This window comes from Tenacibaculum sp. A30, from assembly GCF_051200845.1.
Taxonomy (GTDB): domain Bacteria; phylum Bacteroidota; class Bacteroidia; order Flavobacteriales; family Flavobacteriaceae; genus Polaribacter.
This window is the reverse complement of sequence record NZ_CP195160.1, coordinates 2787683-2801973: the sequence shown is the minus strand read 5'-3', so window position 1 is coordinate 2801973 and position 14291 is coordinate 2787683. Positions and strand designations below refer to the sequence as shown.

Sequence of the window (14291 nt, the reverse complement as noted above, 5' to 3'; positions counted from 1 at the left end):
GTTTATTTTATAAGTTTACCACGTGAGAAAGCTTAATAAAATAACCCAAAAATCAACTCTATTTCCTATAATAGGGTTGATTTTTTTGTTGCTATTTTCTCCTTGTAAAGTTAGAAACTTTGTACAAGCAGAACTTAACGTTCCGCAAACAGAAGTTTCAAACAAAAGCCAAACAACTCACAACCAACTAAGTTGTTATGACAGTGAAATTACAGATGCTTCTCTAATACAAGTAGCTTCTTCTACCAAAATTCTAGCAGTTTTTCTAACTAGAGCTTTTAACTTCTCTTTTTACTTTATTGAAAGTTTTCCTAGTAAAATTACTGCTGATTATCAAAAAAAGAGGTTTGTAACATCTTCTATCCCTCTTTATATTTTATTCAAAAACTTCAAGGTTTACCTCTAAGCCTTCCTTCCTCCTTTCAACTTTCTAAAATAAAATACAATCTACATAATACTAACTTATGTAGTTCATCGGCTGTGCTTAAAACTTTTAAATAGCATCAGTCTTCATAACGATATAAAATATTATGATAAACAACAATATAAAAAACGACTCAGGACTTTTAGTTCTGGCAATACGATTGGTTATTGGATGGACTTACTTCTCTGCTTTTTGGAGAAGAACAATTTTAGCTAACAAACTCGATCCTGAAGTTGCAGGATATATCGGAGAAAAATTCAACCACTTTCTTCCAAATGCATTAGGTATTAAACCTATTATTCAATATTTAGTTGAAAATCCAGATATACTCTGGTTAAATATGGTAATATTTACCATTATTGAAGGAATTGTAGGACTCTTCATCATCTTTGGTTTGTTTACCCGAATAATGAGTATTGGTGTATTTGGTCTTGCTATGGGAATTCTTTTGGGTTCTGGTTGGATTGGAACAACCTGCCTTGACGAATGGCAAATTGGTGTACTTGGAATCGCAACAGGATATGTACTCTTTTTAACAGGAAGCGGCAAATATTCGTTAGACAACTACTTTATGAAGAACAATTTTTCCTTCACTAAGAAAAAATGGTTTGCATGGTTAGGATCAGGAATTTTACCGATTAAAAACAACATTTTCCCAAGGTTTGTTTTAATAGGGTCGTTAGCCATTTTAGGAATGACTTTATTTACCAATCAGGTATTTCATGGTGGTGTTTGGGGAACACTTCATAACAAATCGGTTAAACCCAAATTAGAAATAACAGAAGGTAAAATTAACAACGATACGCTTTCTTTTGACGTTTTTAGAACAGAAGGTGTTGATGTATACGGATCGTGGGTTATTGCTATTGAAGTATTAGATCAAAACAATAACGCTATTGTTCAATATTCTCAAAAAGAGTTAGCTTCGTTAGCTGATCAAAACATATCAAACTATTATGTTGCTAAAATTAAACCAGGTAAACATAGCTTAGTTGTTCCTTTAGGAGCCAAAGCAAAAATGACTTTTAGTAATCAAGTTTTTTCACAGCTTTCGAACGGAACATATACCGTAAAAATAACAGATATTAGTGGTGCTTTTTGGACACACCGAATAACTAAATAAACAAAAAACGCCATAGTGTTTGTTTAATCACTATGGCGTTTTCTATTATTCTTAATAAAGTTTATTCTAACCCTTCCATTTCTGCATCATAAAATAAACCTGCTGCTTCAATAAGTCCTTCAAGTTCATTGGCTAAATCTTGTTCGTTTTCATCAGATAAGTCTTCAAACCACTCTATTTCATCATCTTTTAAATTGATTAAAAAACGTGGATATTCTGTATGTAACACAAAAATATCTTCTGGATGATTGCTATTATCTGCTAATAAAAATTTAGGTAAGTTCATTATGTTTGGTTTTAATCAATTGTAAAGTTAATTTATTAAATCGTATAAAAAGTAAAATTGAAGCGGTTGTTAATCCTGCCAATAGTCCAAGCCAAATTCCGAAACTACCATACATTTCTTTTGAACCAAAATAAAAGCTGATTGGAAAACCAACTACCCAATACGATATAAATGTAATTAATGTTGGCATTTTAACGTCTTGTAAACCACGTAAAGCTCCTAACACCATTACTTGTATACTATCGCTAATTTGAAAAATAGCTGCCGCAATTAATAAATTAGCTGCAATATTCATCACCTCCATATTATCTACATAATTTTCAGCATCGCTTAAATCCATGTATAAATTTGGTAATGACTTGTGAAAAACAAAGAAGAAGGTTGCAAAAATAACTGCTAAAATCGTTCCTAAGAAAAATATAGAAAACGCTATTCTTCTCAACTCTTTATAATCTTGTAATCCTTTCTGATTTCCCACTCGAATCATTGAGGCTACACTTAATCCTGTTGCTACCATAAAGGTCATTGAAGATAAGTTCAATGCAATTTGATTCGCTGCTTGTGGGTTCTTTCCTAGCAATCCACTTAACCAAACAGCAGCTGTAAAAATAGCCACCTCAAAAAACATTTGCATAGCACTAGGTGTACCTAAATTGATGATTTTTCGAAGCATTAGCGTATCCAATACGAAAAACTTAATATTCGTTACTAAACGTTTTGAACGTTCCTTTTTACTTAACAACCACCACAAATAGACTACCATTACAAATCTTGATAATAAGGTTCCATAAGCTGCACCTACAATTCCTAACTCTGGGAAACCAAACTTTCCGTAGATTAATAAATAGTTCAACAATACATTTAACACGTTGGCTATTAATGTCGCATACATCGGATAACGCGTCATCGACATTCCATCACTGAATTGTTTAAATGCCTGAAAAACAATCATGGGTATTAATGAAAAAGCCACCAAATCTAAATATGGTATCGCCAACTCAACCACCTCTATTGGTTGTTTCATTAAATACATTAAAGGTTTTGAAAAGAATACTGCTAAAAACAGCATAATTCCCATCATGGTACACAGAAAAAGTCCATGTTTAAAAGCTGATTTTGCCTGATCAAAATTGTTTGACGAATCAGCTTCAGCAATTAAAGGTGTTATAGCGGTAGAAAAACCAATACCTAACGACATGGCAATGAACATAAAACTGTTCCCTAATGAAACCGCTGCTAATTCAGCTGTTCCTAGTTGCCCCACCATAATATTATCTATAAAACTTACAAATGTATGCCCTAGCATTCCTAACATTACAGGTGCTGCAAGTTTCAAGTTATATTTAAACTCCGAAGTATATTGTTGTAAATTCAATTTCTATCCTTTTTTTCAAGCTGCGAAGATAAGTTTTTTAAAAGCGCTCTAACTTTATCTTCTTCATTTTTTAATTTATTTAACTACCTTTGATTTTCATTAAAACTCAAATAAAATGGCTTCAATAACACTAAAAGGAAATCCAATTGAAACAATAGGAAACCTACCTAAAAACGGAACTAAAGCTACTGATTTTTCATTAGTTGCAACTGATTTATCTGTTAAGAACTTAGGTGACTTTAATGGTTCTAAATTAATTTTAAATATTTTCCCTAGCGTCGACACAGGTACTTGTGCAACATCTGTAAGAGAGTTTAATAAAAAGGCTGCTAACTTAGAAAACACCAAAGTTTTATGTATTTCTAGAGATTTACCTTTTGCTCAAGGTCGTTTTTGTGGTGCTGAAGGCATTGAAAACGTAATTATGTTGTCTGATTTTGCCGATGGTCAATTTGGTAAAGATTATGGTTTAGAAATTACTACAGGTCCTTTAGCTGGTTTGCATTCTCGTAGCATTGTTATTATTGATGAAAATGGTAATGTAACTTATACAGAACAAGTAAACGAAACTGTTGACGAGCCTAATTACGAAGCCGCTTTAAAAGCATTGTAATTTACTATGAAAAACCCCAATGACGGCTTTTTAAAAGGACGCCTGCGTAGTATTAAATTTGCTGTAAAAGGAATGTGGTTATTAATTACCACAGAAGATAGTATTAAAACACAGCTTACATTTGCTGTGATTGCTACTATCTTGGGTTTTTATTTTCATATTTCTGCAACGGAATGGATGATTCAATGCTTAGTTATTGGACTCGTTTTGGTTGCAGAAGCTTTAAACACTGCTATTGAAGAGGTCGCTGATTTTATACACCCCGATTATCATGAAAAAATAGGCTTTATAAAAGACATAGCTGCTGGTGCTCCTACCTTTGCTGCTATAACTTCATTAATTATCGCGGGGATAATTTACCTTCCTAAAATAATAGCTATATTGTAGCGTTCAATTTATTTCTAACAAAAATACATGGCAAAAAAAAAGACAACTGTTCAAAAAAAACAACCTAGAAAATCTATTTTTAAAAGAATAGGTACCTTTTTTTCAAATAGACAAAACCAAACAATTCTTGGTTTTTTTCTATTACTGTTTTCTATCTTTTTAACTGTTGCTTTTATTTCTTTTTTCTTTTCGTGGCAAGAAGATCAAAGTACTTTAACCCAGTTTGCTGACAGAACTGTTCAAACAAAAAATCTGTTAGGTAAAATTGGTGCTAAATTGAGTAACTTTTTTGTATATAAAGGTTTTGGTTTAGGAGCTTTTCTAATTCCTATAACCTTATTTTTAACTGGTGCTCGTATTTTACTTCAATCTAATTTAAAACGTATTATTACCTCTTGGAACTGGGGAGTTTTAATCATGCTTTGGATTTCTACTTCACTAGGATTTGTAGAAAAAGAAAATGCCTTATTATCTGGAGTTATCGGTTTTGAATTGAATGAATACTTACAAACATTTTTAGGTAAAACTGGTTTAACCATTTTATTATTATTCTTTTTAGTAGCTTATTTAATCATTCGTTTTAGCATTACACCTGAAGCAATTAGCGAAAAAGTAAAAAGCCAAAAAGAGAAAAGTAAAGCTATTTTTAACGAAAGAGCTACCGTAACTCAAGATGATACTACAATTATAGAGGATTCAACAATTATTGAAGAGACTACTTCTGAAGTTGAAAAACCTAAAACAGACAATAAATCAGACTTTGAATTATCAGTAGAAAATTTACGACCTACTATTTCTAACTATTCTGATGTAAATAACACAAAGGAAACAGAAGATATTCCTTTAAACGTTCACCAAACAAAAGAACCTAGTCTTAATATTGCAGAAGACAGTAAAAACGAAGTTGAAGTTGCTATTGAAAAAATTGCAGAAGAAAAAAGTGTTACCGAAAATTTATCAGATCAATTAATAAAAGATTTTGGTGAATTTGATCCTACGCTAGAACTAGGAAACTTCAAGTTTCCAACCTTCAACTTACTTAAAGAATACAACGAAAGTATTTCTGTTGATCCTACCGAATTAGAAGCCAATAAAAACCAAATTGTAGAAACCCTAAAAAACTACAAAATTGGTATTGCTCAAATTAAAGCTACGGTTGGGCCAACAATTACTTTATACGAAATCGTACCAGAAGCAGGTGTACGTATTTCAAAAATTAAAAACTTAGAAGACGATATTGCTTTATCACTTTCTGCTTTAGGAATTCGTATCGTTGCACCAATTCCAGGAAAAGGAACTATTGGTATTGAAGTTCCTAATAAAAAGGCAACCATCGTTTCTATGCATTCGGTAATTGCCTCTAAGAAATTCCAAGAATCGCCAATGCAACTTCCTATTGCTTTAGGAAAAACGATTTCTAACGAAACCTTTATTGTCGATTTAGCAAAAATGCCTCACTTACTAATGGCAGGTGCTACGGGACAAGGTAAATCGGTTGGATTGAATGCTATTCTTACATCCCTTTTATACAAAAAACATCCTGCGGAAGTAAAATTTGTATTGGTCGATCCTAAAAAAGTAGAATTAACATTATTCAACAAAATAGAGCGTCATTATTTAGCAAAGTTACCAGATGAATCTGATGCAATTATTACCGATACTACAAAGGTTGTTAACACTTTAAATTCGTTATGTATTGAAATGGATAATCGTTACGACTTGTTAAAAGAAGCAATGGTTCGTAACATCAAAGAATACAATGCAAAATTCAAGGCTCGTAAATTGAATCCTGAAAACGGACATCGATTTTTACCTTATATCGTACTAGTTATCGATGAATTTGCTGATTTAATTATGACTGCCGGTAAAGAAGTAGAAACTCCTATTGCTCGTTTAGCACAATTAGCCCGTGCGATTGGTATTCACTTAATTGTAGCTACTCAGCGTCCGTCGGTAAATGTAATTACAGGTATTATCAAAGCGAATTTCCCTTCGAGAATTGCCTTTAGAGTAACTTCAAAAATTGATTCTAGAACAATTTTAGATGCTCCTGGAGCTGATCAATTAATTGGTCGAGGTGATTTATTATATTCCGCAGGAAATGATATTACTCGAATTCAATGTGCTTTTGTTGACACTCCTGAAGTAGAGAAAATCACCGATTTCATTGGTTCTCAGCGTGCTTATCCTGAAGCGTATTTATTACCTGAATATGTAGGTGAAGAAGGTGGCACAAATCTTGATATTGATATTTCAGACAGAGACAAATTATTTAACGACGCTGCTGAAATAATTGTAACTGCGCAACAAGGTTCGGCATCCTTATTGCAACGTAAATTAAAGTTAGGATACAACCGCGCTGGTAGATTGATTGATCAATTAGAAGCCGCAGGTATTGTGGGTCCTTTTGAAGGTAGTAAAGCACGACAAGTACTTGTACCAGATTTAATTGCTTTAGAGCAGTTATTAGAAAACGAAAAGAATTAATAATTATAAACTATTCCGAAAGTGGAAATTAGAAAGACGATGAAAAAAATAGGATTATTATTTATTGGATTATGTATTAGCGTTAGTGCTATGGGACAATCAAAATCTTCAGAAGCAAAAAAACTGCTTGATGAAGTATCTTCTAAAATGGGAGCTTATAAAAACATGGTGATAGGTTTTAACTCATCATTAGTAAACAAAGCTGCAGGTATTACCAACGACCCGCCAATTAGAGGAGAAATAACCCTATCTGGCGAAAAATACAACTTAGATTACTTAGGAAACACGTTTATTTTTGACGGAAAAAAGTTAGTGGTTATCAATCAAGATGAAAAAGAAGTTACAATTACTAATGGTAATATTGAAGAAGAAGACGGATTCATCTACCCTTCTAAATTATTGACTTTTTACAAAGAAGGATACAACTACACGATGGGGTCGTTAAAAAACAGTAACGGACGTAATGTTCAATACGTCAACTTAACTCCTATTGACAGCAATTCTGATATCGTAAAAGTAGAGTTAGGAATTGACGCAAAAACAAAGCACATTTACAAACTTACTCAAATAGGTGCTAACGGTGCTGAAACTACGTTTACAATCACCAAATTTAAGAGCAACCAACCTATTTCAGAAAAACTTTTCTCTTTCGATAGAACCAAGTACGCTAAACAAGGCTACTATATCGACTAAAAAAAATACGCAAAAGTTTTGTTACCGATTTACTCATAAAATCATTAACAAAACTTTTGTGTTTATATGCTACTAACCTACTACCTTTGCATCTGTGAAAACATTAGACAGATATATCTTAAAAAGATTTTTAATACCTTTTTTAGCAACCTTCTTTATCATCTTATTTGTACTGGTAATGCAAGCGTTGTGGTTAGTTTTTGACAACTTTGCAGGAAAAGGTCTTAGCGTTGATATCATTTTAAAATTTCTTTGGTATACCACGCTAATTGTTACCCCACAAGCCCTACCTATTGGAGTATTACTGTCTTCTATTATGACACTGGGTAGTTTATCAGAAAACTATGAATTTGCTGCGGCAAAATCTGCTGGTGTTTCTTTACAACGAATGGTGCGTCCAGTTGTTTTTCTTGCCATTTTTTTAAGCGGAATTAACTTCTTATTTCTTAATTACGTATACCCTTATGCCATGCTAAAACAGCTAAACATGAAGGTAAATATTAAGAAAAAGCAACCTGCCATTGCACTAGTTGCAGGAGGTTTTAATACAGAGCTTCCTAACTTTCAAATAAAGTTTAAAGAAAAATACGGAGAAGAAGACAACCTTTTAAAAGAGGTAATGATTTACGATTTATCTTCTAAAAGAGGAAACAATAAAATTATTACAGCAAAAAAAGGTGAAATTCTTTCGGAAGAAGGAAGTCGTTATATGACGTTGGTTTTATATGATGGTCATTTTTTTGAACACCATATTAAAAACGGTGCTTCTTTTAAAGAGCGAGAAAAAATGCCTGCATCCTATGCCGATTTTGATGAATACACCATCAATATCGATATTTCTTCTTTTAGTGATGACGATCTTGAAGAAGAAAAGTACAAAACGCAGTATAACATGTTAAGTTTGGCTCAGTTAAAAGACACGTTACCAACGATGAAACAAAGTTATCACGACTATGTTGCCAGTAGAGCTAAAAACCTATTTTTAGGGGTTGATGTAGAAGACTTACACCAATATCCTGATTCGTTAATGAACAAAAAACTATCGTCAGATATTCTTGATAATTTTGATTTAAGAGAAAAACAAAATGTGCTTATCACAGCAACTTCAAAGTTAGAACGTACAATAAACAACAATAAAGATTATAAAGAAACCTTAAAAAACAGACGTAAATATTTAAACTTATACGACATTGAATTTTACAACAGGGTTGCTTTTTCTCTTTCGTGTTTACTACTTTTCTTTATCGGAGCTCCGTTAGGATCTATCATTAGAAAAGGAGGTATGGGCTTACCCATGATTTTAGCCATTGCCATTTATGTTCTGTACTTTTTCTCCAACACCTTTGGTAGAAATTTAGCAGAAGAAAGCTCGCTAACAGCAATTGTCGGTTCTTGGCTAAGTGTATTTTTAATGCTACCTTTGGCGGTAACTTTAACACTTAGAGCAACTAAAGACAAAGGATTGTTCGATATTAACAGCTTTTTGGCTCCAATACGAAACTCTTTTAAAAACATATTCTCTAAAAAAGAGAAAACAACAAAATAATGACAACACAAGCATCAACGAATATTCAATTAAATACAATTGAAGAAGCTATAGAAGACATCAAAAATGGTAAAGTTATTATCGTTGTTGATGATGAAGATCGTGAAAATGAAGGTGACTTTTTAGCCGCTGCTGAAAAAATTACTCCGGAAATGATCAACTTTATGGCAACCCATGGTCGTGGACTTATTTGTACGCCACTTACCGAAACTCGCTGTAAAGAATTAGAATTAGGTATGATGGTTAGCAACAATACCGACCCTATGGAAACTGCTTTTACCGTTTCTGTAGATTTACGCGGAAATGGAGTTACTACTGGTATCTCTGCTTCTGATAGAGCTAAAACTATCGAAGCCTTAATAAATCCTGATACAAAACCTTTCGATTTAGCTAGACCAGGACATATTTTCCCACTAAAAGCTAAAAACGGTGGTGTTTTACGTAGAACAGGACATACCGAAGCTGCTATCGATTTTGCTCGTTTGGCTGGTTTACAACCTGCTGGGGTTATCGTTGAAATTATGAATGAAGATGGTACTATGGCGCGCTTACCTCAACTATTAGAAGTTGCTAAAAAATTCGATTTGAAAATTGTTTCTATTGAAGATTTAGTAGCTTATAGAATGGAACACGATTCTTTAATTGAAAAGAAAGAAGATTTTAATGTGCAAACTCGTTTTGGTGACTTCCGTTTACGTGCTTACCAACAAACAACTAACAACCAAGTTCATATTGCGTTAACCAAAGGTACTTGGAGTAAAAACGAACCTATTTTAACTCGTGTAAATTCTACTTTAGTTAACAACGATATTTTAGGAACACTTACCAATAATGCTGATAAAAAGTTAGACCAAATGTTTAAAGTTATTAATGATGAAGGTAGAGGTGCTATCTTATTCATTAACCAACAAATGCAAGCGTTAAACTTATTAAACAGACTTCGTGTGTTGAAAGAAAACCAAGCGAAAGGAGAAATGAAAGCTCCGAATGTGGTAATGGATAACAAAGATTTTGGTATTGGTGCTCAAATTTTACACGATTTACACATACATAAACTACGTTTAGTTTCTAACACTAAACAAACCAAACGTGTAGGTATGATTGGTTACGGATTAGAAATTGTTGATTACGTAAGCTACTAATCGCAAACAACATAAAATCAAAAAAATCCTGAGTTAATTAACTCGGGATTTTTTGTATATATTTGAGAAAACAAAAATTGCTTAAACTTCATTATACCCCATGCTATTGTCGGGATAAAACAACTAAAGTTTGACATATAACAAGTTGGCTGTAATTTGATTACGGCTTGTCTTTAAACCCAAGTTTAAGCTCAAGTTTCTTTAATTCTTTATAATGATTATCTCGGATTTTCTTAATATTTAAACTTGGCACAAATTTATGAGAACTATTACCTTTTTGATAAATTTTATTCCCAGATTTGAATAAAGACTTTATTTTTTCATAAGCGTCCTTCCCCTTCAATTTTGGTGCTTTTTTTAATTTAAGATAACTCAATAGTCCATCTAAATCAGATAAAAACCAATCTTCAATCATTCGTTTGGCAATAATCCTATAAAAATTATTAACACCTAATTCTTTTAACTTTTTTTCTACTATTTTCCAATTTGTTGGTGGTTTTTTTCCTAACTCAAAAACATCTGAGTCATAACAACAGAAAACTGAAATATTTTCCGAACTATATTTCGGCAAAATTTCAAGCTTTATTTTAGAAGCAACCTTATTTTCAAATCGACCAATCCCTTTTAAATTATAAATTTTAACTTTAGGAATATTATCAGAAATTTCACCTCGATAATAATTTATAAGCTCTTGATAGAATTCATTATCTGTATCACCTTCTACAAAAAGAACTATAATTGAATTGTTAACTTCTTTTGCCATTAATTACATAATTCGTTTAACAACTCATAATTACCTGTCGAACATTCAATAACTCTATCAAATATCAAATCACCAACTGAAATACCTTCTTCTTCAGCAATTTTAATAACTTTATTAAATTTAGATTTCTTAATTTCCTTAAATATTGCCAATCCTTCATTGTTAGGAATACCAATTTTAATTTTATTTGTATCCAAATACTGAATTAAATAAGGAGAATGACTTGAGGTTATTATTTTAGTTTTTTCTGTTAAACCATCCAAAATAATTAATAATCTCTGCAATAAACCTGGATGGATAGAATTCTCTAACTCTTCTAAAGAAACTAATTGAACTTTATTTAATTCTGCAGCAATAGTGAGAGCAATAATATAAAATATTTTTTGAGAACCTGACGAGAGACTATTAATACTGCTTTGTTGATTATTATTAATTTCTTTGACCCTAATATCATATAGCTTTTCTGGAAAATCTAACGGAAGTTCCATCTTTTCAGAATCAAATTTAACCTCTTTCTTAAAATCAATTTCTACTGGCTCAAAATCCTCAATATCAGTCAATAAAGACTTTACTGAATCTTCAAATATTTCGTATAAATCAGACTTTTTTTCTCTTAAACTATAAATAAAGTATCCAACATCAGCAGTTCTTGGCATACTCAAAGAATAACCAGTTTTCACAATCTTAGTATTTATTTGTCTAAAAAGTCTATCAGGATGCTGTAATGTATCGATATAAACAACATTCAAGTTTAATATTTCTTCAATAACATTATTGTAAAATAAATCATCAAAATTAGACAACTTGTTAATTATTAATTCAGCTTTTTTTACTTTAATTTTTTTATCACACCTTGCTGTTGGCGAAGAAATATAATTCCCTTCCTTAGTGTTTCGTTTAATATATGTTTTATACTTAGAATCAGATTTAATTGTTTTTATTTTTAAAAACTCATCCTTGATTTGTTTTCCTTTATTCTCATTTTTAATCCAATCGAAAGAATAACCATAAGACACAATACACTCTTCTTCTTGAAAAAAAGTTAAAAACTCAACTTCAAAACTATAAGGATAATCATCAATATGCTTATTGATTGGAATAATAGAACGAATAGCCATCATTTTAGCTTTATCCTCTATAGATTCTTTTAAAAAGTCTATTCCGTATTCAATTGCATTAATAACATTTGATTTTCCATAATTATTAAGAGCAATCAATGCATTGAATTTATCTAAAGACAATTTTACCTTACCAACATTTGCAAATCCACCTACAGTTATATTAAGTATTTCCAATTTTGTTATTTTTAATTTCGTTTATTAATACAAAAGTACAATATTTATCAACATCAAAACTATATACGTAATATTTTATTGCTTATTAAAAAAACCACAACCAAAAATGTATCTTATAAAAAGCACTAATTTAATTTTTAAAAATTACCATCCTTTTTCTGAAGAAAATAAAAAACTACACCGCTTATAAAATATAAGAATACATCAATGAAATCAGCAGTGTATCTTGGATGAAACTTAGGTAGTAAATACTCAAAAATAACTCCGTAGAAAGCGCAGATATAAATAATTACACCAAGAGGGATTGTATAACTTTTATCTCCTCTACTCCATCGTAAAATAAAAAGACAGATCGTTAAAACAATCGGTAGTATTAAAAAATCATTTACATAATTATTAACGATTTTGGGTAGTGTAATTTCAAATTGCTGAGCGAGATAAATAAAGCTTCCTACAGCAACTGAAATGTAGAAGTAATATGGAAGTATCCTTTTTTGCATACACTCCTATCCTGCTGCTACCATTGCTATAAACCATGCAATTAACGCTCCTATAGCACTTACCAGCAAATACGCTGAGTATAAAATCCAACCAACAATACGATACAACCAAAACGAATGTTTTTTTAAGCGCTCTGCTAAATTTGGATTTTCTATTTCATACTTCACCTTTTGAAGCTCTTCTTCTTTATATGCTGCTACTTTTTGTTCTTGTTTTTTTTCAAAAGAAATTAATGTATTACAGTTTTTACAGTAATCGCTATTCTTATTAAAAACTCCGCAGTTTGGACATTTAACGTTTCTAGTAATTGCCATTTTCTTGTTCTTTAAAGCTGTATTTATTTTTCTTTTTATACGGACGGATAATCAACCTTGTTTCACGATCAAAACGAATGTAACTATACACCCAATTCATAAACACTACTGCTTTATTTCTAAATCCAATAAGTGAAAATAAGTGCACAAACATCCATACAAACCAAGCAAAAACTCCTTGAAACTTCCATTTAGGTAAATCAACAACGGCTTTGTTTCTTCCAATAGTCGCCATTGATCCTTTGTCTTTATACTTAAATGGTTTTTGTTTTTTCTTCTTTAATTTTGCTATGATATTTTTCCCTAACAACCTTCCTTGTTGAATTGCAGGTTGTGCCATCATAGGGTGTCCTCTTTCATAATCTTTAGTTTCCATACACGCTACATCTCCAATAGCGTATATGTTATCATAACCGATTATTTTGTTGTATTCATCTACTTTAAATCGATTGGCTCTTTCCACTACACATTCTTCAGCTAAACCATTAACAGCGGCTCCTTTTACTCCTGCTGCCCAAATAACAGTTTGCGCTTTAAAATGGTCTTCGCTATTGGTTGTCACCGTTTCTCCGTCATAATCTAGTACCCGTAAATTTTTCCAAACATCAACTCCTAGTTTTATTAAAAAATCTTCTGATTTTTCTGAAGAAGCTTCGCTCATCCCTTTTAATAACTCTCCTGAACTTTGAATGAGATTAATTTTCATTTCTCGGATATCTAAATCTGGATAATCTTTAGGAAGAATTCCTTTTTTCATTTCCGCTAATGCCCCTGCTAACTCTACTCCTGTTGGCCCTCCTCCTACAATAACAAAGTTCATTAACGCTCTTCGTTTTTCTAAATCGGTAACTAATAATGCCTCTTCAAAGTTTTCTAACACCAAACTACGAATATTCAATGCCTGCGGAACCGATTTCATTTCCATCGCATATTTTTGAATATTGGTATTTCCGAAGAAATTTGTAGTAGATCCTGTGGCAAGAATTAACTCGTCATACTCCAAATTACCAATCGTAGTTTCTACAATTCGTTTCTCTGCATTTATACCCGTAACTTTAGCTAACCGAAAATAAAAATTTTCTATATCGTTAAACCTTTTCCTTAATGGAAATGCTATACTATCTGGCTCTAATCCGCCTGTAGCTACTTGATACAATAAAGGCTGAAATGTATGGTAATTGTGTTTATCGATTAAAACAACTTGTAATTCTTGATTTTCTAATGCTCTTGCAGCTGCCAATCCTGCGAATCCACCTCCTACAATAATAACTCGAGGAAAACTCGTTTGAGGTATGTTCATTATTAATTAGGGTTTTATAACTAATTAGCAAATTTAACTAAA

At 31.8% G+C, this 14291-nt stretch carries 15 protein-coding genes; 8 read left to right on the top strand and 7 right to left on the bottom strand.

What is annotated here, in order from left to right:
• Positions 1-22: 22 nt before the first annotated feature.
• Complete coding sequence (locus ACR9ES_RS13505; RefSeq protein ID WP_435254563.1) at positions 23-406, top strand: hypothetical protein; 384 nt, start codon at positions 23-25, stop codon at positions 404-406.
• 124 nt (positions 407-530) lie between these two features.
• On the top strand, positions 531-1547 hold the full coding sequence (locus tag ACR9ES_RS13500) for a TQO small subunit DoxA domain-containing protein (protein WP_435254562.1): 1017 nt from the start codon (positions 531-533) through the stop codon (positions 1545-1547).
• 61 nt (positions 1548-1608) lie between these two features.
• On the opposite strand, the gene ACR9ES_RS13495 is transcribed toward ACR9ES_RS13500, so the two are convergent.
• A complete protein-coding gene (locus ACR9ES_RS13495; protein WP_028892684.1) occupies positions 1609-1833 on the bottom strand; it encodes a hypothetical protein in 225 nt (74 codons plus the stop codon).
• Positions 1820-3208 (bottom strand): MATE family efflux transporter, encoded by a 1389-nt coding sequence (locus tag ACR9ES_RS13490; protein ID WP_435254561.1) that lies wholly within the window; start codon positions 3206-3208, stop codon positions 1820-1822. The genes ACR9ES_RS13495 and ACR9ES_RS13490 overlap by 14 nt, the downstream gene beginning before the upstream one ends.
• Positions 3209-3323: 115 nt before the next feature.
• Here ACR9ES_RS13490 and tpx point away from each other — a divergent pair, with 115 nt between their 5' ends.
• From tpx to ribB, 6 genes are all read left to right on the top strand, one after another.
• The gene (gene tpx / locus ACR9ES_RS13485; protein WP_435254560.1) at positions 3324-3821 is read left to right on the top strand and encodes a thiol peroxidase; all 498 of its coding nucleotides are present in this window, start codon (positions 3324-3326) and stop codon (positions 3819-3821) included.
• Positions 3822-3827: 6 nt separating this feature from the next.
• Complete coding sequence (locus ACR9ES_RS13480) at positions 3828-4208, top strand: diacylglycerol kinase family protein (protein ID WP_299002756.1); 381 nt, start codon at positions 3828-3830, stop codon at positions 4206-4208.
• 27 nt (positions 4209-4235) lie between these two features.
• Entirely contained in the window at positions 4236-6695 is a 2460-nt protein-coding gene (locus tag ACR9ES_RS13475) for a DNA translocase FtsK (RefSeq protein WP_435254559.1), read from the top strand.
• A gap of 39 nt (positions 6696-6734) precedes the next feature.
• Entirely contained in the window at positions 6735-7388 is a 654-nt protein-coding gene (locus ACR9ES_RS13470; protein ID WP_435254558.1) for a LolA family protein, read from the top strand.
• 94 nt (positions 7389-7482) lie between these two features.
• On the top strand, positions 7483-8934 hold the full coding sequence (locus ACR9ES_RS13465) for an LptF/LptG family permease (RefSeq protein ID WP_299002748.1): 1452 nt from the start codon (positions 7483-7485) through the stop codon (positions 8932-8934).
• Complete coding sequence (ribB, locus tag ACR9ES_RS13460) at positions 8934-10076, top strand: 3,4-dihydroxy-2-butanone-4-phosphate synthase (RefSeq protein ID WP_435254557.1); 1143 nt, start codon at positions 8934-8936, stop codon at positions 10074-10076. The genes ACR9ES_RS13465 and ribB overlap by 1 nt, the downstream gene beginning before the upstream one ends.
• A gap of 160 nt (positions 10077-10236) precedes the next feature.
• Here ribB and ACR9ES_RS13455 read toward each other — a convergent pair whose 3' ends face one another.
• The 5 genes from ACR9ES_RS13455 to ACR9ES_RS13435 form a co-directional block, all read right to left on the bottom strand.
• On the bottom strand, positions 10237-10839 hold the full coding sequence (locus tag ACR9ES_RS13455; RefSeq protein WP_435254556.1) for a hypothetical protein: 603 nt from the start codon (positions 10837-10839) through the stop codon (positions 10237-10239).
• Complete coding sequence (locus ACR9ES_RS13450; protein ID WP_435254555.1) at positions 10839-12134, bottom strand: AAA family ATPase; 1296 nt, start codon at positions 12132-12134, stop codon at positions 10839-10841. Before ACR9ES_RS13450 ends, ACR9ES_RS13455 begins: the two co-directional genes overlap by 1 nt.
• 137 nt (positions 12135-12271) lie before the next feature.
• A complete protein-coding gene (locus ACR9ES_RS13445) occupies positions 12272-12634 on the bottom strand; it encodes a hypothetical protein (protein ID WP_435254554.1) in 363 nt (120 codons plus the stop codon).
• A 6-nt stretch (positions 12635-12640) separates the two neighbouring features.
• Positions 12641-12949, bottom strand: a complete 309-nt coding sequence (locus ACR9ES_RS13440) for a hypothetical protein (RefSeq protein ID WP_408035210.1) — start codon at positions 12947-12949, stop codon at positions 12641-12643.
• Positions 12936-14249 carry an NAD(P)/FAD-dependent oxidoreductase gene (locus ACR9ES_RS13435; RefSeq protein ID WP_435254553.1) on the bottom strand — a complete coding sequence of 438 codons (1314 nt, stop codon included), beginning with the start codon at positions 14247-14249 and terminating at the stop codon, positions 12936-12938. Before ACR9ES_RS13435 ends, ACR9ES_RS13440 begins: the two co-directional genes overlap by 14 nt.
• Positions 14250-14291 lie beyond the last annotated feature (42 nt).